This is a genomic window from Caulobacter sp. DWR1-3-2b1 (genome assembly GCF_049895765.1).
Taxonomy (GTDB): Bacteria; Pseudomonadota; Alphaproteobacteria; order Caulobacterales; family Caulobacteraceae; genus Caulobacter.
The window spans coordinates 42,489-62,381 of record NZ_JAFCSZ010000010.1; the positions used below are offsets into that span (position 1 = coordinate 42,489).

General features: G+C 65.8%; 18 protein-coding genes. 11 read left to right on the plus strand and 7 right to left on the minus strand.

All coding sequences use genetic code 11. The features are described from left to right. Positions 1 to 146: 146 nt before the first annotated feature. Together ACP69S_RS11280 and trpE are read left to right on the plus strand one after the other, a co-directional pair. Positions 147 to 2,102, plus strand: a complete 1,956-nt coding sequence (locus ACP69S_RS11280; protein WP_425997213.1) for a peptidyl-prolyl cis-trans isomerase — start codon at positions 147 to 149, stop codon at positions 2,100 to 2,102. Then, positions 2,099 to 3,634, plus strand: a complete 1,536-nt coding sequence (trpE, locus tag ACP69S_RS11285) for an anthranilate synthase component I (protein ID WP_425997215.1) — start codon at positions 2,099 to 2,101, stop codon at positions 3,632 to 3,634. Before ACP69S_RS11280 ends, trpE begins: the two co-directional genes overlap by 4 nt. Here the strand turns inward: trpE and ACP69S_RS11290 are convergent. Then, positions 3,631 to 3,837, minus strand: coding sequence for a hypothetical protein (locus tag ACP69S_RS11290; RefSeq protein ID WP_425997217.1), 207 nt, complete (start codon positions 3,835 to 3,837; stop codon positions 3,631 to 3,633). The genes trpE and ACP69S_RS11290 overlap by 4 nt on opposite strands. A 111-nt stretch (positions 3,838 to 3,948) precedes the next feature. On the opposite strand from ACP69S_RS11290, the gene ACP69S_RS11295 reads away from it, so the two are divergent. From ACP69S_RS11295 to trpC, 3 genes are read left to right on the plus strand one after another with little or no spacing between them, the layout of a single operon-like run. Beyond that, positions 3,949 to 4,545 (plus strand): anthranilate synthase component II, encoded by a 597-nt coding sequence (locus ACP69S_RS11295; RefSeq protein ID WP_425997219.1) that lies wholly within the window; start codon positions 3,949 to 3,951, stop codon positions 4,543 to 4,545. Positions 4,546 to 4,552: 7 nt separating this feature from the next. Further along, the gene (gene trpD / locus ACP69S_RS11300) at positions 4,553 to 5,581 is read left to right on the plus strand and encodes an anthranilate phosphoribosyltransferase (RefSeq protein ID WP_425997221.1); all 1,029 of its coding nucleotides are present in this window, start codon (positions 4,553 to 4,555) and stop codon (positions 5,579 to 5,581) included. Next, a complete protein-coding gene (trpC, locus tag ACP69S_RS11305; protein ID WP_425997223.1) occupies positions 5,578 to 6,366 on the plus strand; it encodes an indole-3-glycerol phosphate synthase TrpC in 789 nt (262 codons plus the stop codon). Before trpD ends, trpC begins: the two co-directional genes overlap by 4 nt. 107 nt (positions 6,367 to 6,473) lie before the next feature. On the opposite strand, the gene ACP69S_RS11310 is transcribed toward trpC, so the two are convergent. Then, positions 6,474 to 6,776, minus strand: a complete 303-nt coding sequence (locus ACP69S_RS11310; protein WP_425997225.1) for a hypothetical protein — start codon at positions 6,774 to 6,776, stop codon at positions 6,474 to 6,476. 361 nt (positions 6,777 to 7,137) lie between these two features. On the opposite strand from ACP69S_RS11310, the gene lexA reads away from it, so the two are divergent. Next, positions 7,138 to 7,848, plus strand: a complete 711-nt coding sequence (gene lexA / locus ACP69S_RS11315; protein WP_425997396.1) for a transcriptional repressor LexA — start codon at positions 7,138 to 7,140, stop codon at positions 7,846 to 7,848. Between the two features lie 200 nt (positions 7,849 to 8,048). On the opposite strand, the gene mfd is transcribed toward lexA, so the two are convergent. Further along, positions 8,049 to 11,513 carry a transcription-repair coupling factor gene (gene mfd / locus ACP69S_RS11320; protein ID WP_425997227.1) on the minus strand — a complete coding sequence of 1,155 codons (3,465 nt, stop codon included), beginning with the start codon at positions 11,511 to 11,513 and terminating at the stop codon, positions 8,049 to 8,051. Positions 11,514 to 11,522: 9 nt separating this feature from the next. Further along, positions 11,523 to 11,816 carry a succinate dehydrogenase assembly factor 2 gene (locus ACP69S_RS11325; RefSeq protein ID WP_425997229.1) on the minus strand — a complete coding sequence of 98 codons (294 nt, stop codon included), beginning with the start codon at positions 11,814 to 11,816 and terminating at the stop codon, positions 11,523 to 11,525. Positions 11,817 to 11,998: 182 nt separating this feature from the next. Between ACP69S_RS11325 and ACP69S_RS11330 the strand changes: the two genes are divergently transcribed. Together ACP69S_RS11330 and ACP69S_RS11335 are read left to right on the plus strand one after the other, a co-directional pair. Further along, positions 11,999 to 13,807 (plus strand): DEAD/DEAH box helicase, encoded by a 1,809-nt coding sequence (locus ACP69S_RS11330; RefSeq protein ID WP_425997231.1) that lies wholly within the window; start codon positions 11,999 to 12,001, stop codon positions 13,805 to 13,807. A gap of 95 nt (positions 13,808 to 13,902) precedes the next feature. Next, the gene (locus ACP69S_RS11335; protein ID WP_425997233.1) at positions 13,903 to 14,193 is read left to right on the plus strand and encodes a hypothetical protein; all 291 of its coding nucleotides are present in this window, start codon (positions 13,903 to 13,905) and stop codon (positions 14,191 to 14,193) included. Positions 14,194 to 14,215: 22 nt separating this feature from the next. On the opposite strand, the gene ACP69S_RS11340 is transcribed toward ACP69S_RS11335, so the two are convergent. Then, positions 14,216 to 15,673, minus strand: a complete 1,458-nt coding sequence (locus tag ACP69S_RS11340; protein ID WP_425997235.1) for a coniferyl aldehyde dehydrogenase — start codon at positions 15,671 to 15,673, stop codon at positions 14,216 to 14,218. Positions 15,674 to 15,860: 187 nt separating this feature from the next. Here ACP69S_RS11340 and ACP69S_RS11345 point away from each other — a divergent pair, with 187 nt between their 5' ends. Together ACP69S_RS11345 and ACP69S_RS11350 are read left to right on the plus strand one after the other, a co-directional pair. Beyond that, entirely contained in the window at positions 15,861 to 16,922 is a 1,062-nt protein-coding gene (locus tag ACP69S_RS11345; RefSeq protein ID WP_425997237.1) for a GGDEF domain-containing protein, read from the plus strand. Between the two features lie 135 nt (positions 16,923 to 17,057). After that, a complete protein-coding gene (locus tag ACP69S_RS11350) occupies positions 17,058 to 17,861 on the plus strand; it encodes an enoyl-CoA hydratase/isomerase (protein ID WP_425997239.1) in 804 nt (267 codons plus the stop codon). Here the strand turns inward: ACP69S_RS11350 and ACP69S_RS11355 are convergent. Further along, on the minus strand, positions 17,858 to 18,253 hold the full coding sequence (locus ACP69S_RS11355) for a DUF6165 family protein (protein ID WP_425997241.1): 396 nt from the start codon (positions 18,251 to 18,253) through the stop codon (positions 17,858 to 17,860). The genes ACP69S_RS11350 and ACP69S_RS11355 overlap by 4 nt on opposite strands. Positions 18,254 to 18,258: 5 nt before the next feature. Then, positions 18,259 to 19,227 carry a glycosyltransferase family 9 protein gene (locus tag ACP69S_RS11360; protein ID WP_425997243.1) on the minus strand — a complete coding sequence of 323 codons (969 nt, stop codon included), beginning with the start codon at positions 19,225 to 19,227 and terminating at the stop codon, positions 18,259 to 18,261. Between the two features lie 98 nt (positions 19,228 to 19,325). Here ACP69S_RS11360 and ACP69S_RS11365 point away from each other — a divergent pair, with 98 nt between their 5' ends. After that, complete coding sequence (locus tag ACP69S_RS11365) at positions 19,326 to 19,886, plus strand: TetR/AcrR family transcriptional regulator (protein WP_425997245.1); 561 nt, start codon at positions 19,326 to 19,328, stop codon at positions 19,884 to 19,886. The last annotated feature ends 7 nt before the right edge of the window (positions 19,887 to 19,893 follow it).

Here is a 19,893-nt window from a genome sequence, read left to right on the forward strand (position 1 = left end):
AGGGTGTTGACCCCGCGGCCCCTTGGGAAGTCAAGATCGCCGTGACTTGCCCCCTCACCTCCCGCTCTACTATACCCGCTGCTCGCGTCCGACGCGTCGCCTGTGTGCGCCCGCGCACACGGTCAGTCAGGAAGGTTTTCGCAAGTATGCTCGCCGGTTTCCGCACCTTCGCCAAATCGCCCTTCGCGGTGATCCTGTTTGGCCTGCTGATCCTCAGCTTCGCCGTGTTCGGGATCAGCGACGTCTTCAACGGGCCACGCATGTCGGGCGTGGTCGCCGCCGGGTCGCGCTCGGTCTCGGCGAACGACTTCAAGACCCGATACGAGAACTATCGCAAGGAAACCGAGCGTAGGTCGGGCGAGTCCCTGACGCCTGATCAGGCCGTCGAACGCGGCGTCGATCGCCAGATCCTGCAGGAGGTAGCTCTTCAGGAGTCGATGGCCGAGGTGATCCGCAAGTTCGGCATCCACCCGTCCGACAAGCTGATCGGCAACATCGTGCGCGAGCAGATGAGCAACCTGCACCCCAACCAGCGCCCGTTCGACCCGATCACCGGCAAATTCGATCCCAAGATGTACGAGGCCCTGCTGCGCGAAAACGGCATGACGCCCGACAGCTACCAGGCCTCGCTCAGCGACGAGATCGCCCAGACCCACGTATTCACCGGCGTGGCCAACGGCCTGCACGCGCCGCGCATCTATGCGGCGCTGCAGGCGGCCTACGGTCTGGAGGGCCGCGATCTGGCGGCCTTCGCGATCAATCCGGCCACCATCGAGCGCCCAGGTGATCCGACCGACGCCCAACTGACCGCCTTCATGAAGGAAAATGCCGGGCGTCTTACGCGCCCCGAGACCCGCGTCCTGTCGGTCATGCGCGTCAGCGCCCAGGCGCTGGAGCCGTCGGTGACGATCAATCCCGCCGACGTGCAGAAGACCTTCGATTTCCGCAAGGACACCCTGGCCACCCCGGAAACCCGATCGCTGGTCCAGATCGTCGCGCCCGACGCCAAGACCGCCGCCGTCATCGCCCAGCGCCTGGCCAAAGGCGACCAGCCGGCCGTCGTGGCCAACGCCTATGGCAGGCAGCCGGTGATTGTCAGCGACAAGCCCAAGTCCGCCCTGCCCGACCGCAAGGTCGCCGACGCGGCCTTTGGCCTGGCTGTCGGTCAGGTCAGCCCGCCAATCGTCGGCAGCCTCGGCATCTCGGTCGTCAAGGTGACCAAGATCACCGCCGGCGCCGCCCCCAGCCTCGACAGTGTGCGCCCGCAGATCGAAGCCGAGCTTCGCACACAGGGCGCTCAAGCCAAGGCCTACGACCAGACCCAGGCCTATCAGGACGCCCATGACGCGGGTTCGGACCTAATCGCCGCCGCCACCAAGGCCGGCGCCATGGTGATGACCACGGCTCCGATCACGGCCCAGGGCGCCGACCAGACCGGCCAGCCGATCCCCGGCCTGACCCCCGACATGCTCAAGACCGCCTTCGACCTGTCGGCAGGTGGCGAGAGCGAACTGGTGGAGCTGGGCAAGGGCGAATACTACGCTGCCAAGGTCGAGAAGATTATTCCAGCCGCCCTGCCCGCTCTGGCCGAGGTTCGCCCGCAACTGGTCCAGGTGTGGCTGCAGAACGAGATGACCGAGCGCCTCCAGGCCAAGGCCACGGCCCTGGCCGCCCGCGTCAAAAAGGGCGAGTCGATGGAGGCTGTGGCCGCTGCGGCTGGCTCCAAGGTCCAACGCGTCTCGGGCATCAGCCGCGAGAACGCCCAGCAGCACCAGGGGCTGGGCCGCGACCTGCTGCTGGCCACCTTCAACGCCAAGCCTGGTGAAGTGTTCGCCTCGCGGGCCGGCCAGATGGCCTTTGTGGTCGCCAAACTGGAAACCGTTCACCCGGGCAAGATCGCCGACATGGCCCGCATCACCCAGGCCATGCGCCCGCAGATCGACAGCGGCCTGATGCGCGACCTCGGCGAGGCCGCCCGCCTCGGCGCCCAGGCCGGCCTGAAGACCAAGACCAACCTGACCCTCGCCCGTCAGTCTATAGGCGTCGACACCGACGCTCTGGCCAAGGCCGAGGCCGCCAAGACCGGCAAGGTCAAGAAATGAGCCTCGAGCCAGCCTTCGACGCCTTCGCACAGACCTACCATGCTGGTCAGCCCCAGGTCGTCTGGACCCGGCTGATCGATGATCTGGAAACCCCGGTCTCGGCCTATCTGAAGATCGGACAGGGCAAGCCCTACGCCTTCCTGTTCGAAAGCGTCGAAGGCGGCGCCTGGCGCGGCCGCTATTCCATCGTGGCGATGAAGCCGGACTTCGTCTGGCGCTGTCGCGGCGACCAGGCCGAGGTCTCCGAAGGAGAAGCCATCGCTCGCGGTGAGTTCACGCTCCAGTCCGGCGGCGCGCTGGACAGCCTGCGCGACCTGGTCGCCGCCTCGCGCATCGAGCTGCCAAAGGGTCTGCCGCCCATGGCCGCCGGCGTGTTCGGCGCTTTGGGCTACGACATGGTGCGGCTGGCCGAACGCCTGCCCGACATCAATACCGACACTACCGGCCTGCCGGACGGCATCATGACCCGGCCGTCCATCGTCGCCGTCTTTGACGCCATCGCCCAGGAGATCATCCTGGTTACAACCGTGCGACCGACGGACGGCGTCTCTGCAGAAGACGCGCACCACGCCGCTCGGGCCCGTATCGAGACCGTAATGGCCGACCTGCGCCGGCCGCTGGCCCACGAGGCTCCCCGCACCGGTCACGCTCCCATCGAGTTCACCACGCCGGTCAGCCGCGAGGACTATGCGGTGGTGGTCGAGAAGGCCAAGGAGTACATCCGGGCCGGCGATATCTTCCAAGTCGTGCCCAGCCACCGCTTCCGCGCGCCGTTCGACCTGGCCCCCTTCGCGCTCTACCGCTCACTGCGCCGTACCAATCCATCACCGTTCCTGTTTTTCCTGAACCTGGACGGCTGCCACCTGGTGGGCTCCAGTCCCGAGATTCTGGTGCGCTTGCGCGACGGCAAGATTACCATCCGTCCCATTGCTGGCACCCGTCCGCGCGGCGCGACTCCGGAAGAGGACCTGGCGCTGGAAGCCGAACTGCTGGCCGACCCCAAGGAACGCGCCGAGCACCTGATGCTGCTGGACCTGGGCCGCAACGACGTGGGCCGCGTCTCGATGCTGAAGGAGCCGGGCAAGAACGAACCGGCCAGACCGCACAAAGGCCCGCGGGTGAAGGTGACGGAAAGCTTCAAGGTCGAGCGCTACAGCCACGTCATGCACATCGTCTCCAATGTCGAAGGCGTTGCGCCCGAGGGCGTCGATCCGGTCGACGTGCTGATGGCCGCCCTGCCCGCCGGCACGCTTTCCGGCGCGCCCAAGGTGCGGGCCATGGAGATCATCGACGAGCTAGAGATCGAAAAGCGCGGTCTCGGCTATGCCGGGGCGGTCGGCTATATCGGCGCGGACGGCTCTGTCGACACCTGCATCGTGCTGCGCACGGCGCTGGTCAAGGACGGCATGATGTATGTCCAGGCCGGCGGCGGCGTCGTGGCCGACAGTGATCCGGACGCCGAATATGACGAGACCCTGCACAAGTCCCGCGCTCTGAAGCGCGCGGCCGAGGAAGCTTGGCGGTTTGCCTAGTAACCGAGGCGGTCGGCCGGCAGATGCTGGATAACCGCCGGCGGGGCCAGCACCATCACGGTGGCGAAGCTCAGCGCGCAGAACGCCGCGAAGGCCGCCGCCGCCAGGACGGGTCCCATCTTCTGGCGGCGCTCCTTGGGCCGCAGCAGGGCGCGGGCATAGGCCATGGCGACAGGGTCGAGGGCGGAATCAGACGAGACCATGGATCGACCATGCCCCACGCCATACGATCTGTAATCGCCTTAAGCCTTTCTCGCGCTCAAATGCCGCAAACCCCCTCCCGCTTCGGGCTCGCCCGTTCTAGAAGCTAAGTCATGATCCTGGTCATCGATAACTACGACAGCTTCACTTACAACCTCGTCCACTATCTGAACGAGCTTGGGGCAGAGACGGTCGTCCACCGCAACGACGACCTGACGGTGCAGCAGGCCCTAGCCCTGCGCCCCGCCGCGATCCTGCTGTCGCCGGGGCCCAAGGCTCCAGATCAGGCCGGAATCTGCCTGCCTCTGCTGCGCGGCGCGCCAGATGACATGCCCATTCTCGGCGTCTGCCTTGGCCACCAAGCCATCGGCCAGGCCTATGGCGGCGAAGTGATCCGCGCCAAGGAAGTGATGCACGGCAAGACCAGTCCCATCCGCCACGCCGACAAGGGCATCTTTGCCGGCCTGCCCAACCCCTTCACCGCCACCCGCTATCACAGCCTGGCCGTCCGTCGCGAAGACCTGCCGGCCGAGCTGGAGGTCACCGCCTGGACCGACGACGGAGAGATTATGGGCGTGCAGCACCGCACCCGCCCCGTGCATGGCGTGCAGTTCCACCCCGAATCCATCGCCACCGAGGGCGGCCACCAGATGCTGGCTAATTTCATCGACCTGTCCGGCGTGAAGCGCGACGCGGCGATCTGGGTCTAGGCACAGCATGTCCGACACCTTCAAGCCGCTCCTGGCCAAGCTGGCCGACGGCCAGACCTTTTCCGAAGACGACGCGGAAGTCTTCTTCAGCGCCTGCCTGCGCGGCGAACCTACTCCAGCCCAGATCGGCGCGGCGGTCACCGCCATGCGCCTGCGCGGCGAGACGGTGGGCGAGATCGCCGCCTGCGCCCGCGCCATGCGCCGCGCCGCCGTCGTGCTGGATCATCCCTATGACGTGATCGACGTCTGCGGCACCGGCGGCGATGGCCAGCATACGCTGAATATCTCCACCGCCGTCGGCTTCGTGGCGGCGGGCGGCGGGCTGAAAGTCGCCAAGCACGGCAACCGCGCCGTGACCTCGAAGTCTGGCACTGCCGACGTCCTGACCGCTCTGGGGGTCAATATCGACGCCAGCCGCGAGCAACAGCGCCGCGCCCTCGACGACGCAGGCATCTGCTTTCTGTTCGCCCAAGCCCATCACGGGGCGATGAAGCATGTCGCGCCGATCCGGCAGCAGTTGGGCTTCCGCACCATCTTCAACCTGCTGGGTCCCCTGACCAATCCGGCTGGAGCCAAGCGGCAGGTGGTAGGCGTCTCGGCCCCGCGCTTCGTCGAGCCCATCGCTCGCGCCCTGGGCGCCCTGGGCGCCGAGCGCGCTTGGTCGGTGCATGGCTCAGGCATGGACGAGCTGACCACCACCGGCGAGACAGAAGTCGCCGAATGGCGCGATGGGGCGGTGCGCCTGTTCGTCATCACCCCCGAGGCCGTCGGCCTGCCGCGCGCCTCGCTGGCCGACCTGACCGGCGGCGAGCCCGACTTCAACGCCGCCGCCCTCACCCGCCTGCTGGATGGTGAAAAGGGCGCCTATCGCGACATCGTCCTATTGAACGCCGCTGCCGCCTTCCTGGTCGCCGACAAGGTCGAGACCCTGATGGAAGGCATTGAGGCCGCCGCAGCCTCAATCGACAGCGGCGCGGCCAAGGCGACCCTGGCCGGCCTGGTCATGGCCACCAATACCGAACTGGCGGGCGCATGACCGACATTCTGGCCAAGATCGCCGCCTACAAGCGCGACGAGGTTGTCGACCGCAAGCGTCGCCGCACCCAGGCCGCGCTCGACAACGCGGCCCGCAACGCCTCTTCCCCGCGTGGCTTTAAGAACGCCCTGAAGAATGCTCATGCTCCCGGCAAGCTAGCCCTGATCGCCGAGATCAAGAAGGCCTCTCCGTCCAAGGGCCTGATCCGCGCTGATTTTGATCCACCCGCCCTTGCCCGCGCCTATGAGGCCGGCGGCGCGGCCTGCCTGTCGGTGCTGACCGACGGTCCCAGCTTCCAGGGCGCCGATCCCTATCTGATCGACGCCCGCGCCGCCGTCAGCCTACCCTGCATCCGGAAGGACTTTTTGGTCGATCCATGGCAGGTCTCCGAGAGCCGCGCCTTGGGCGCCGACGCCATCCTAGTGATCCTGGCCATGATCGACGACGTCCTGGCCGCTGAATTGATGAGCGAAGCCGAACGCCTGGGCATGGACGCGCTGGTCGAGGTCCACGACGAGGCCGAAATGGCCCGCGCCGGTGAGCTGGGCTCCACCCTGGTGGGCATTAACAACCGCGACCTGAAGAGCTTCGTGGTCGATCTGGCGGTCACCGAGCGCCTGGCCGCTCAGGCTCCAAAGGACGCCTTGCTGGTCACCGAGAGCGGGATATTCACGCCCGAGGATGTGGTGCGCATGGACGCGGTCGGCGCGACAGCCATGCTTGTCGGCGAGAGCTTGATGCGCCAGGCCAACGTCACGGCCGCGACAAGGGCGCTGCTGGCCTAGCCTGCCCTTTTGCGGGCTTGCAGCCGACGCGCTTAATAGGCGCCTGCCGGACCGCCCTCTTGGCCGGCGCGCGCCACAGGGGCGCGCGTCGGTTGGAGATCAGGCGATTAGTGGGTTTTAGCGGCGGCGGCGGCAGCCGCCTCGGCCTTGCGTCCCGCCGTCGCAGCACCTTCAGCGGTCGCGTCGGCGGCCTTGTCGGCAGCTGCAGCGGTATTGGCGGCGCCGGTGGCGACCGCGTCGCCCGTCTTGTCGGCGGCGATGGCAGTGTTATTGGCCGCGTCGTTGGCGGCCGACGCTGTGGCGGCGCCAGCGTGATCGGCGGCGGCGGCGGTTTCGCTTTCGGTCTTCGGCGAGCAGGCGACCGCGGCTGATGCGATGGCGGCAACGGCGACGAGGGTGAGTAGACGCATGGGAAATGCTCCTGAGTTGACCGCCGCCAAGTCGACGGAAGCTCAACCGGAAACACAATTCTCCAGTTGAGGTTCCAAACAGCCCATCCCGTCATCTCGAGGATCGGGACGGACATGAAGCGACGCGCGATCCGCCAGGAGGCTCCGTACGCTGCAGTCGCTGTCAGCGACCATCACCGGAGAGGGAATCTCGCGACAACCTCAAAGGCCGATTCGACGAGCGAGGGCCTGATTGGCACTATCCACGCCAGCAAATGCTCGACCTGTGACGCCGCAAGCGCGTCAACTTGACATTAAGGAAGAACACCTAGAGAACATTCACAAGGTTTGCGGTTTGTTCCGCGTCTTCATCGAGGTCGAGATGCTCACGCGCAAGCAGCACGAGCTGCTGATGTTCATCCACGAACGCATCAAGGAGAGCGGCGTATCGCCGTCGTTCGACGAGATGAAGGAGGCGCTGGATCTCGCGTCGAAGTCCGGCATCCACCGGCTGATCACGGCGCTGGAAGAGCGCGGCTTCATCCGTCGTCTGGCCCACCGGGCCCGGGCGCTGGAAGTGGTGAAGCTGCCGCAACAGGCGACCACGGCCGCGCCGCCCAAGGGACGCGGCACGTTCAAGCCACAGGTTGTTGAAGGCGGCGGCGTTCCACCTGCGACGAGCAGCGGCTCGGCGCCGACGGCGGCCAATGACAGCCGCGAATTGCCGATGCTGGGCAAGATCGCCGCCGGTACGCCCATCGACGCCATCCAGCACGAACGCGAGCGCCTGCCAGTGCCAGAGTCGATGCTCGGCAGCGGGGAGCATTACGTACTCGAGGTTTCCGGAGACTCGATGATTGAGGCCGGAATCCTCGACGGCGACTACGTCATCATCAAGAAAGGCGACACCGCAAATTCCGGCGAGATCGTTGTAGCCTTGGTGGGCGAAGAAGCCACACTCAAGCGCCTGCGCAAGAAGGGCGGCTCGATCGCTCTGGAGGCGGCAAACCCGAAGTACGAGACGCGCATCTTCGGTCCGGATCAGGTCGAGGTGCAGGGCAAGCTGGTGGGGCTGATCCGGCGGTATCACTAGCGCCGCGGCGACTTTTCCGAAATCGAAGGCCGTCCCGGCGATGTCGGGGCGGCCTTTTTCAATTTCAAACCTTATCATCCCGGCCGAAGCGAAGCGGAGAGTCGGGACCGCAGCAAGCTCATGGACTTGCTGCGGTCCCGTGTAGCCTCTGCGAGGCTTCCGGGATGACAAGAATAGATAGGGAGCGGGCTCCGGAGCCTCTACTCCTTCGCGATCCGCGCCAAGTGCCCCAGGATCTTCTCCGCCGCATCGAGCCGCTGAGCCGGGGTGTCCCACTCGCCCTTGATCACCACCTTCTGATCCGGACGGATCTTCCAGATCAGACCGTTCTTGGCGACGTACTGCATCAGGCCCAGCGGATTGGCGTAAGTATCGTTGCGGAAGCTGGCCACGGCGCCCTTGGGTCCCACATCGATCTTGGCCACATTGGCCTCGCGGCACAGGCCCTTGATGGCGACGACCTTGAGCAGGCTATCGGTCTCGGGCGGCAGCGGGCCGAAGCGGTCGATCAGTTCGGCGGCCAGGGCTTCGCGGTCGGCCGACTTCTCAGCCTCGGACAGGCGGCGATAGAGCGACAAGCGCACATTGAGGTCCGGCACATATTCGTCCGGGATCATCACGGCCGCGCCAGTATTGATCTGCGGCGACCAGCCTCGGTCCTCCAGCAAAGCCTCCGCGCCCTGGCGCTGGCGCAATTCGGCGACGGCGTCTTCCAGCATCTGCTGATAAAGCTCGACGCCGATTTCCTTGATGTGGCCGCTCTGCTCGTCGCCCAGCAGGTTGCCCCCGCCGCGCTGGTCCAGGTCGTGACTGGCCAACTGGAAGCCCGCGCCAAGACTATCAAGCGATTGCAGCACCTTCAGCCGCTTCTCGGCCGACAAGGTGATGGTCTTCTCGTTGGGCGTCGTCAGATAGGCATAGGCGCGGGCCTTGGAGCGGCCGACCCGGCCGCGGATCTGATACAGCTGGGCCAGGCCGAACATGTCGGCGCGGTGGACGATCAGGGTGTTGGCCGAGGGGATGTCGAGCCCGCTCTCGACGATCGTGGTCGCCAGAAGCACGTCATATTGGCCCTCATAGAAGGCCGTCATCACGTCTTCCAGCTGGGTCGGGGCCATTTGTCCGTGGCCGACCACGTACTTGACCTCGGGCACCTGGGTGCGAAGGAACTTTTCGATCTCCTCCAGGTCCTTGATGCGCGGCACAACATAGTAGGCTTGGCCGCCTCGATACTTCTCGCGCAGCAGGGCCTCGCGCAGGGTCACCGGGTCGAACGGGCTGATATAGGTGCGCACCGCCAGGCGATCGACCGGCGGGGTGGCGATGATCGACATCTCCCGGATGCCGCTGAGCGCCATCTGAAGGGTGCGCGGGATCGGCGTCGCGGTCAGGGTCAGCATATGCACGTCGGCGCGAAGCTCTTTCAGCTTCTCCTTGTGCTTGACCCCGAAGTGCTGCTCCTCGTCGACGATCACCAAACCGAGGTCCTTGAACGAGACCTGCTTGGACAGCACCGCGTGGGTGCCGACCACGATCTCCAGCTGACCATTCGCCAGGCCCTCCCGGGTCTCGGCGGCTTCCTTGCCGGTGACCAGACGAGACAGTCGAGTGATCTCGACCGGCCAGCCCTGGAAGCGGTCCTTGAAGGTCTTGTAGTGCTGGCGGGCCAGCAAGGTGGTGGGGCAGACAAGAGCCACCTGCTTGCCGCTCATCGCCACCACGAAGGCGGCGCGCAGGGCGACTTCGGTTTTGCCAAAACCGACGTCACCGCAGATCAGGCGGTCCATCGGTCTGCCCGAACCCAGGTCGCTCAGCACGTCGGCGATGGCCGATAGCTGGTCGTCGGTCTCTTCATAGGGGAAGCGGGCGCAGAACTCGTCGAACACGCCATGCGGTGGATCGGTCTCTTCCACCGATTTCAACTGGCGGGCGGCGGCGATCTGGATCAGGCCCTCGGCCATGACCCGCAGGCGCTCCTTGGCCTTGGACTTGCGGCTCTGCCAGGCGGCTCCGCCCAGCTTGTCCAGCTGGACGTTCTCACCGTCGGTTCCATAGCGGGTCAGCAGGTCGATGTTCTCGACCGGCAGGTAGAGCTTGCTCTCACCGGCGTACAGCAGGTCCAGGCAGTCGTGCGGCGCGCCCTGGACGTCGAGGGTTTTCAGGCCCTCATAGCGGCCGATACCGTGGTCGATGTGGACAACGAGGTCGCCTTGCGTCAGGGCGCTGGCCTCGGCCAGGAAGTTGGCGGCGCGGCGCTTCTTGCGCGGCCGGGCCAGGCGGTCGCCTAGTATGTCGGTCTCGGAGATAACCGCGAGATTTTCGGTCTCGAAGCCGTGGTCCAGCGGCAGGACCACGCGCTGGGGGGTCTTAGGATCATTGGCCTTGGCCGCCTGCCAATAGCCGGCATGGGTGATTTTCGTCAGGCCATGGTCTGCCAGCATGGTCCCCAGGCGCTCGGACGAGCCCTCTGACCATGAGGCGAAAAGCACGCGCTTGCCGCTGCTCGCCAGATCGCTGGCATGGGCCGCGGTAGCCTCGAACAGATTGACGCTGTCCTGGGCCCGCTCGGCGGCGAACACCCGGCCCAGCTTGGCCCCCATGTCCACCACGTCCAGGCCCTGAGGCTGGAACGGCGTGAACCGGCGATGCGGGCGATCGCCTAGAGCCTCTTCCCACTCTTCCGCCGTCAGATAGAGCGCGCGGGGCTCCAGTGGGCGATAGGCCGACTTCCGGTCGGCGCTGGCCCGGGCCTGATAGGCGTCTTCGATCATCGACAGGCGCTCGTCACGCGCTTCCGAGGCTTGGTGATCGATCCCGACCAGCGAGCCGTCGGGCAGATAGTCGAACAGGGTGGCCATCCGCTCGTAGAACAGCGGCAACCAGTGCTCCAGACCTGCGCGGCGACCGCCCTCGCTGACCGTGGCGTAGAGCGCATCGTCGCCCGGCGCGCCGAAGGTGGCCACATAGCCCCGGCGGAAGCGCGAAATGCCTTCGGCGTCCAGCAGGGCCTCGCTGACCGGCAGGAGATCGACTTCCTTCAGCTGCCTGGTCGAGCGCTGGGTCTCGGGATCGAAGGCGCGGATGCTCTCCAGCGTGTCGCCGAACAGATCCAGGCGCACAGGCTCCTCGGCGGCCGAAGGATAGACGTCGATGACGCCGCCCCGGATCGCGAATTCGCCCTTCTCCGACACGGTGGAGGCGCGAACATAGCCGTTGACCGCGAAGTAGCGCTCCAGGTCCTTGATATCGACGCTGCCGCCGACCTTGGCCGAATAGCTGGCCCGCATCAGGACGGTCTTGTCGGGCACGCGCTGCAGCAGGGCCGGCGCCGCGATAACCAGGAGGGCCGGCTCGGTCGTACCCAGGCCCCTGGCCAGTCGAGACAGGGTGGCCATACGCTGGGCGGCGACGCCGGCCGAGGGTCCGACCCGGTCATAGGGCAGGCAGTCCCACGAAGGGAACGGCACCGCATCGATCTCGGGCGCGAAGAACTTTAGGGCGTCGATAAAAGCGTTGGCCCGCGCCGTGTCCCGGGCCACGAAGGCGGTTAGACCGCCCCGCGCGCGGGCGATGTCAGCCATCACCAGGGCGTCGAAGCCCTCGGGCGCGCCGGCCAGGGTCAGGCCGCCTGCGGCCTTGGCGATCTGCTTGGCGTCGTAGGCCATGAAACTCTCTTAAGCGCCGTCGCCGACCGGGCGAACGGCATGGGCCTCGAAGCGGAATTCGCGAATCATCGCCAGCACATCAGTCTCGAATTCCGCCGGCGTGGCTTCCTGCCCAACGATCCAGGCGTAGATTTCGCGATCGGGTTGATCGAGCAAAGTTTCGAGGGTGTCGAACTGTTCCGACGTCAGGTTCTGGCCATGGTTGTCCGCGAACGGCCCCAGAATGAGGTCCGCCTCCCGAAAGCCGCGATGCCAGGCGCGGAAGCGAAGCCGCCGAAGGCGGGAGTCGTGATCGATGGTCATGTGTCGGGCGGATATAGAGCTTACGAAGGCTTCGCGCCAGTGACGCCGGCCGCCAAACAGTCTTCGTCGAGATTGACTTTCCGGGGGTTCCGCCTATTTATCCCCAGCTTCGGAGCAGGTCAGGCGAATCCGCGCCGCCCGTTCGCCCAAACACGGGCGGCTCTGAATTCAGCCAGATTGATATGACAGAATTTTCCGAACTCGGGCTTTCGCCCACGACCCTCCAAGCGGTCGCAGACACCGGCTACACCACGGCCACCCCCATTCAGGCCGCCGCCATCCCGGTGGCCCTCGCCGGCCAGGACGTTCTGGGCATCGCCCAGACGGGCACCGGCAAGACCGCCGCTTTCACCCTGCCCCTGATCGACAAGCTGATGACGGGTCGCGCCAAGGCGCGCATGCCGCGCGCGCTGGTCATCGCCCCGACCCGCGAGTTGGCCGACCAGGTCGCCTCCAGCTTCGAGAAATATGCCAAGGGCACCAAGCTCTCCTGGGCGCTGCTGATCGGCGGCGTGTCGTTCGGCGATCAGGAAAAGAAGCTTGATCGCGGCGTCGACGTCCTGATCGCCACCCCCGGCCGCCTGCTCGACCATTTCGAGCGCGGCAAGCTGCTGATGACCGGCGTGCAGTTCCTGGTCGTCGACGAAGCCGACCGAATGCTGGACATGGGCTTCATCCCGGACATCGAGCGCATCTTCAAGATGACGCCGCCCAAGAAGCAGACCCTGTTCTTCTCGGCGACCATGCCGCCGGAAATCACCCGCCTGACCAAGCAGTTCCTCAAGGATCCCGTGCGGATCGAGGCGACACGTCCGGCGACGACCAACGTCAACATCACCCAGCTGCTGGTGAAGGTCCCCTCCTCCGATCCCAAGGCCAAGCGACTTGCTTTACGGGCTTTGATCGAGAAGGCCCAGATCGAAACCGGCATCGTGTTCTGCAACCGCAAGACCGAGGTCGATGTGGTCGCCAAGTCGCTGCGCTCGCACGGCTTCGACGCTGCAGCCATCCACGGCGATCTGGACCAGAGCCAGCGCATGAAGACCCTCGCGGCCTTTCGCGACGGCTCGCTGAAGATCCTGGTGGCCTCCGACGTCGCCGCGCGCGGCCTGGACATCCCGGCCGTCAGCCACGTTTTCAACTATGACGTCCCGCACCATGCCGATGACTATGTGCACCGCATTGGTCGCACCGGCCGGGCCGGTCGTTCGGGCATCACCTACATGCTGGTGACGCCGGGCGACGACAAGGGCTTCGACAAGGTCGTCAAGCTGATCGGCTCGACGCCCGACGAAGAGAAGCTTGACCTCGACTACTCGCAGGCCGTTACCGTCCATCGCGACGGCGACAAGAAGCGCGGCGGCCGTGGCGCGCCCAGCCGTGATCGTGGCGGTGAGCGCGAAGTCGGCGAACGTTCGGCCCGTGGTGGTCGCGGCGCTCGGACCCGCGACGCCGAGGCTGCTCCGGTCGGAGCCGTCGTTCCTGTCGAAGGTGCGGTCGAAGTCGCGCCTGTGGAAGCCCGCGGAGATCGTCCCGCCCGCAGCCGTAGCGAGCGCAAGCCTCGCGAACGTAGCCCCCGCGCTGATCGTCCCGAACGCGCCGCCGGGCCGGAAGCGGCCGAGGCCGTTGTCCAGGTCGAAGTTGAAGCAGAAACCGCAGCGCCTCCGGCGCGTGAGCGCAGTCGCGACCGTGGTCGTGGTCGCTCGGAAGGCGGTCCGCGCCCAGAACGCGTCGAAGCCGCTCCCGAAGTCGAATCCGAAGCTCCGCGCGAACGCGGTCGTGACCGGAGCCGCCCCGAGCGAGCCGCCGCGCCCGAGCGTGCAACTCCTCTTGAACGCGAAGCCCGCCCGGCTTCGCCCGTGCGCGGCGTTCAGCCGGTTCGTGGTCGTGAAGACGAAGACGACCGCCGGGTCGTGGGCTTCGGCTCCGACACACCGGCCTTCCTGATGCGCGCCCCGCCCCGCCTCCCCAAGGTCTCTTCCGACGACTGATAGGGACGGCGGCACCAAAGCTTTGCCATTCCTTTGAAAAAAGTGCATGATAGCGGCGTTCTCGGCTCTGGCCGGGGCGCCGTTCACGCGACGCCGTGGCCGATCCGAGCCCCTCGAAGGTCTTTGGCATGCAATTCGGGAACGACCCTGAAATCTCACGGGACCTTTTAGCCCACGAGCGCACTTTCCACGCGTTCAACATGCTGCTGCGCTGGTCGATGCTCGGCCTGGCAACCGGCCTGACGATGCTGACCATTTGGTTCGCCACGCCGATCGGTTTCTTCGGCGCGCTGATCACCGGGATCATCGTCTGGCTCGCGGGGTATTACGGGCTCGTTCGCCATGAGGCGCGGCAGCCGCTGGATCCCTGGGCGATGGGACGCTGAACCGCCATCGCCTCGGTTCTGATCAGCGCTTGATCTGACCTGCCAGATACTTGCGGATGCCCTCGCCATAGGGCGGCCGCAGGCCCAGCATCGGCGCGATGTCTTTCTTCAGCTGCTGAAACACAGCCTTCCTGTGGCTGAACTCCAGGAAGCCGTCATATCCATGATAGGCGCCCATGCCGGCCGGTCCAATGCCGCCGAACGGCAGCTCTTCCTGGGCGACGTGAAAGATCACGTCATTGACCGTAACCCCGCCGCTGGTGGTGCGCTCCAGCACCCGGTCCTTCTCGGCCTCGTCGGTTCCAAACCAGTAGAGCGCCAGCGGCCGGTCGTGGGCGTTGATGTAATCCACGGCCTCCTCGACCCGCTGATAGGTCTTCACCGGCAGCACCGGGCCGAAGATTTCCTCACGCATCACTGCCATGTCGTCGGTGGGATTGAGGATCAGGGTCGGGGCGATCTTGCGATGCGGCTGCTGCGACAAATCTTCGCTGGCCGGATTGATCTCGATGATCGTGGCGCCCTTGGCGCGGGCATCCTCGACATAGCCGGTGATCCGGTCGAAGTGGCGCTGAGCGACCACGGCGGTGTAGTCGGGATTGTCCTTCAGGGTCGGAAAATAGCGGCCGACGGCGGCCTTGGCCTCGGCCACGAAGCTGTCGACCTGATCGGCCGGCGCGAAGACATAGTCTGGCGCCAGGCAGATCTGGCCGGCGTTCAGGGTCTTGCCGTTCATGATCCGGGCGGCGGCGGTGGCCATGTCGGCTCCGCGCGACAGGATGACCGGGCTCTTGCCGCCTAGTTCCAGCGTCACGGGCACTAGGTTTTCGGCCGCCGCACGCATCACGTGCCTGGCCACTGAGGTTGCTCCCGTGAAGACCAGGTGGTCGAAGGCCAGGCCCGAGAAAGCCTGTCCAGCCTCGGCGCCGCCGACGAACACCGCGACCTCTTCTTCGGTGAAAGCCTTGGCGAACATCGCCTTCATCAGATCAGACGTCGCCGGTGTGAATTCGGACGGCTTGATCATCGCCCGATTGCCGGCCGCGAGAATGCCGGCCAGGGGCGCGAAAGTCAGGTTGACCGGGAAGTTCCAGGGACTGATCACTCCGACCACGCCCTTGGGCTGATACTGCACGCTGGCCTTGGCGCCGAACAGGCCCAGGATGGCCGGCGTCGTCTTGCGCTTCTGCGGCTTCATCCACTTGGTCAGATTGTCGCGCGCGAACTTCAACGGCCCGATGGAGCCGGCCACGTCGGTCAATGCGGTGGCTTCAGGCGAGCGAGACCCAAAATCGGTACTGATGGTTTTTGCGATCTCGGCCTGATGGCCGACCAGCAGATCGATGCAGCGGTTCAGACGCTCGATGCGTTGGCCGGCGGACCAAGGTCCATCGCGCAAATGCGCCGCCTTCTGGCATTCAAGCACGTGATTCATCTCGAACTTGTGGGCGTCGAGCGTCAGATTCGTGGTTGCGTTCATGGTCGCGATCCTCCCCGGCGGCCCGCTGCGGGGCTCATCTTATCACTGTTCACAATGATCGGCCGAGAAGCGAAGCGCAAGAGAACCTTGTTCGCTCTTAACGCCTCGTTCGAACTCTCCGGGCTAGAGTGTTTCTCCAAGCGGTCGGCATTCTCGCTACGAGAACACGCCGGCGGGGGAAGAAAAGATGTCGGACGTCGAAACCACGCTGCGCGGCCCCGAGGCCTACAAGATCGCCAAGCGCGCTCTGGAACTGATGGAGCGCCATCAGGTTTGGCCCACTGCGCTGAATTTCGAACTCTGGACGCACTATGTCGCCGATCCTGAAGGCGCGCTGGCGCGCGAACTCACTCGGCTGATCTCGCTCGGCGAACCGATGACCGAAATGGTCAGCGAGGAACTGGCCGCGGCGTACCTGCCCAAGGCCAAGCTGAACGAACAGATTCGCGACGCCGGCGACCTGCTGAGCAAGGAACTGGAATCGGTTTCCAAGGCCATCCAGAACGCCCAGAAGACCAACGCCGCCTTCGGAAAACAGCTGGACGGTGTCACAAAAGATCTCGGCGCGGACGCCGACGTCGCCACCATCAAGTCGGTTGTCACCAACCTGGCTCAGGCCACCCGCCGCGTTCACAAGGAAAACCAGTCGCTGGAAACCCGCCTGGCCGAATCGACCGCCGAGGTTGATCGCCTGCGCGAACACCTTGAGCAGGTTCGCCGCGACGCGACGACCGACGGCCTGACCAATCTCGCCAACCGCAAGGCCTTCGACGAAGAGCTGGACCGCGCCTGCTCGGAAGGCGACGAGGCCGGCACCAGCCTCTGCCTAGCTGTGCTGGACATCGACCATTTCAAGGGCTTCAACGACACTTGGGGCCACCAGACGGGCGACCAGGTCATTCGTTACGTCGCTTCGGTCATCGGGCGCGTCGCCGCCATGCCCCGCTTCGCCGCCCGCTACGGCGGCGAAGAGTTCGCGATGATCTTCCCCAGAGAATCCTCGGCCATCGTCGCCGGTTGCCTGGAAGAGATCCGCGTCGAGGTATCATCGCGCATGCTCAAGCGTCGCTCGACAAATGAAGACCTGGGCACGATCACCATCTCGTCTGGTTTCGCTGAGCGCGCCAAGGCCGAAAGCAGCCACTCGCTGATGGAACGCGCCGACGCTGCGCTCTACGCTTCCAAACGCGGTGGCCGCAACAAGGTCAGCTCCGCCGAGGGCAAGCCGGCTTCGGCCAACGCCGCCTAGGCTTTTGGTTTCAAGACTATCGAGCGCCGCCGTTTTCGCAAACGGCGGCGTTTTCGTACGAAAAACCTTCTGGCCTTCCCCAGGGTTAGCGGCGCCTAGCTACTCACCAAGAGCGCCAAGCCTTGGGAGGACGCCATGGACTATGAAAAAATCCGCCTGACCGCCGAGGACGGCGTCGCGACCATCACCCTAGCCGATCCGACCACCCTCAACGCCGCTAGCCCCGCCGTGGCCAACGAAATTCGCCACGCCTTGGCGTCCATCGCCTTGGGCAAGGTGGAGGCCCGCGCCTTGATCCTAACTGGCGAAGGTCGCGGCTTCTGCTCCGGCGCCAATCTCTCGGGCGGGGGGGCCTCGACGCGCGACATGGACGTCGACGGCAAACCCGACGCCGGCGCGGCCCTCGAAGCGATCTACAATCCGATGATGACAGCGCTCAGGGACTTTCCCTATCCGATCGTCACCGCCGTCAATGGCGTAGCGGCGGGCATTGGCTGTCCCCTCGCCTTGATGGGCGACATGATCGTGGCGGGCGAAAGCGCCTATTTCCTGCAGGCCTTTCGCCGGATCGGCCTGGCTCCGGACGGCGGCTCCTCCTATCTGCTGCCGCGTCTGGTGGGCAAGGCGCGGGCCATGGAAATGATGCTGCTGGGGGAAAAGATCCCGGCCGCCAAGGCCGTGGAATGGGGCCTGATCAACCGCTGCGTCCCCGACGCGGACCTGCTGGGTGTCGCGACGACCCTGGCCAGGGAACTGGCCAAGGGTCCCGCCTCGCTGGGGGCGATCCGCAAGCTGGTCTGGGAGAGCCTCGACGCCGACTGGAACGGTCAGCTGCATGCCGAGCGCAAGGCGCAGAAGATGGCTGGCAAGACCGAGGACTTCATCGAGGGCGTCAGCGCCTTCCTTCAAAAGCGCGTCGCGGCGTTCAAGGGGCGCTAGCCGGCCAGATACGGCTTGTAGCTCTTCTCCTCGACGATATCGGAACCGGCCGCCGCGTTGATCGCCCGCTTGATCGCGGCGCGCTGGTCGTTCTCGATATAGACGCGGCGGGCCAGGGCCACGAAGTCGGACCCGAAGTCCTGGCGGCGCTCGCAACCGCGCTTGCCGTCCTCGACGTCCCAGAGGGCCGCGTTTACGGCAGTCAGCTCGGCGGTCAGGCGGTCCATGTCGGCGCTAGGCGAGATGTGCGAGAGCGCGGTGGCTTCCAGAAGGGCCAGTTCCTTTCGGACATTGGCTTCCTTAACCGGATCGCCGATGCGCTGAGCCTTTACGCGCAGGATGGTGATCTTGTCGATCAGTTCACCGGCGGAGATGGGCGCCAGAATAGGCATTCAGTTTACTCCGACATCAGGCGAGCAAGCGCCGCCTCGACCGCTTCGCTGGGCAAGGCGGCCATGACATCTCCGTAGTCGCCAGCGACCAGCATCTCAAGTCGCACGGCGGCCGGGCGGAATTTGACGGCCTTCCGGGCGTCCTTCTGAAGCGACAGCAATGGCGCCCCGCCCGCGGCCATCATGTGGCCCGGGCCAGCGTCGTTGGCGACGGCCGCGCTCAGCCGGCTAGCCAGGGCGATGACGAGAAGCGGGCCCTTCACGTGCGGATAGGCGTCGCGGCGGTCATGTTCCGGGAAGCGCGCGGCTGGAACCTCGCGCCGCGTTCGGGCGGCGTCCTCGACTTCATCGGGACCAAAGAAGAACACCGGCGTCGCCCCGGTCTTCTCCACGTGATGAGCCAGGGCGATGTAGCGCTCCAGCGGCCAGCGCTTGTCCTGCCCGCCCGCGCCTGGCGCCAGCCCAACATAGGTCGGCCCCTCAGGCAGCAGGGTCCTGGCCGCTTCGAAGGCGTCAGGATTGGCCAGGATGATCGGCTTCGGCGCGCCCTGCCCGTTCGACGCCAGCGCTAGCAACCTGGCCAGCCTGTCGGTGACGGCCTCCGGCCAATCCTTGACCCGCGCCAGAGCCGCAGCCGAGACGAACGCGCCAGTCGTCGCGCGACGGGCCACGGCGCTGCGGCGCAGGTTTTCCTGGGTGTCGATGACCAGGTCGAAGCGCCGCCCCCCGAATGGCTGGACCCAAGGCAGAATGTCGAAGGCGCCGGCGCCGGTCGGCCTCACGGTCAGGATCTCGTCGACATAGCCTTCAATCACCGCCTTCAGCGCCCCCGCATAGACTGTCTCGCCCTTGGCCGCGCACCAAGTAATCCGGGTGTCCGGAAAGGCCGCGCGCAGGCCGGCGATGAAAGGCAGCTTGATCAACCCATCGCCGATCACCTCGCCCATCGAATAGACCAGAACGGTTTTGACCATGGGCTGGATTAGGCCGGCGGAAAGGACCCGGTCAATGTTCACGAAAATGTATGTGAGCGTTCACTTGCAAAAACATGGTCCTGGGGTAACGTCGCCTCATGAGCGCCAAACCTCGCATCGAGCGCGCCGCCCTCGAAGTCTTCGTCAGCGAAGGCGTCGATGCGGCGACCACCAAGGCCATAGCCGCCAAGGCCGGGGTGTCAGAAGGCGCGATCTACCGCCATTGGAAGAGCAAGGATGCACTGGCCCTGGGCCTGTTCCTGGCCACGCACCGCCGGCTGTCGGACCTGATCGCGACCAACGCCGAAGCCAGTCGGTGCGTTCACGCCAAGGCCGCCGCGCTCGTATCGGCCTATTGCACGGTAGCAGACGAGGACTGGCTTCTGTTCTCGTTCCATCTGCTGCACCTGCACCACTTCCTGCCCTACTATCAGGAAGACGGGCAGGACCCGGTGACCTTGGTTGAGGGCGTCATCAAGCGCGCCATGCTGGCCACTGAACTGCCGCCGGGCGATCCGCGCGTCATCGCCGCCATGGCGATCGGGGTGATCGCTCAGACCGCCCAGAACAAGGCCTATGGCCGGCTTGGCGACGACGCCCTTTCTGCCCACGCCCCCCTGATGACCGCGGCCGTCCAGGCCGTGCTCTTCGCCCGCTAGAGGATCG

Coding starts and splice junctions, on each gene's coding strand:
- ACP69S_RS11280 (WP_425997213.1), top strand. CDS start 147: ATGCTCGCCGGTTTCCGCACCTTCGCCAAATCGCCCTTCGCGGTGATC.
- trpE (WP_425997215.1), top strand. CDS start 2,099: ATGAGCCTCGAGCCAGCCTTCGACGCCTTCGCACAGACCTACCATGCT.
- ACP69S_RS11290 (WP_425997217.1), bottom strand. CDS start 3,837: ATGGTCTCGTCTGATTCCGCCCTCGACCCTGTCGCCATGGCCTATGCC.
- ACP69S_RS11295 (WP_425997219.1), top strand. CDS start 3,949: ATGATCCTGGTCATCGATAACTACGACAGCTTCACTTACAACCTCGTC.
- trpD (WP_425997221.1), top strand. CDS start 4,553: ATGTCCGACACCTTCAAGCCGCTCCTGGCCAAGCTGGCCGACGGCCAG.
- trpC (WP_425997223.1), top strand. CDS start 5,578: ATGACCGACATTCTGGCCAAGATCGCCGCCTACAAGCGCGACGAGGTT.
- ACP69S_RS11310 (WP_425997225.1), bottom strand. CDS start 6,776: ATGCGTCTACTCACCCTCGTCGCCGTTGCCGCCATCGCATCAGCCGCG.
- lexA (WP_425997396.1), top strand. CDS start 7,138: ATGCTCACGCGCAAGCAGCACGAGCTGCTGATGTTCATCCACGAACGC.
- mfd (WP_425997227.1), bottom strand. CDS start 11,513: ATGGCCTACGACGCCAAGCAGATCGCCAAGGCCGCAGGCGGCCTGACC.
- ACP69S_RS11325 (WP_425997229.1), bottom strand. CDS start 11,816: ATGACCATCGATCACGACTCCCGCCTTCGGCGGCTTCGCTTCCGCGCC.
- ACP69S_RS11330 (WP_425997231.1), top strand. CDS start 11,999: ATGACAGAATTTTCCGAACTCGGGCTTTCGCCCACGACCCTCCAAGCG.
- ACP69S_RS11340 (WP_425997235.1), bottom strand. CDS start 15,673: ATGAACGCAACCACGAATCTGACGCTCGACGCCCACAAGTTCGAGATG.
- ACP69S_RS11345 (WP_425997237.1), top strand. CDS start 15,861: ATGTCGGACGTCGAAACCACGCTGCGCGGCCCCGAGGCCTACAAGATC.
- ACP69S_RS11350 (WP_425997239.1), top strand. CDS start 17,058: ATGGACTATGAAAAAATCCGCCTGACCGCCGAGGACGGCGTCGCGACC.
- ACP69S_RS11355 (WP_425997241.1), bottom strand. CDS start 18,253: ATGCCTATTCTGGCGCCCATCTCCGCCGGTGAACTGATCGACAAGATC.
- ACP69S_RS11360 (WP_425997243.1), bottom strand. CDS start 19,227: ATGGTCAAAACCGTTCTGGTCTATTCGATGGGCGAGGTGATCGGCGAT.
- ACP69S_RS11365 (WP_425997245.1), top strand. CDS start 19,326: ATGAGCGCCAAACCTCGCATCGAGCGCGCCGCCCTCGAAGTCTTCGTC.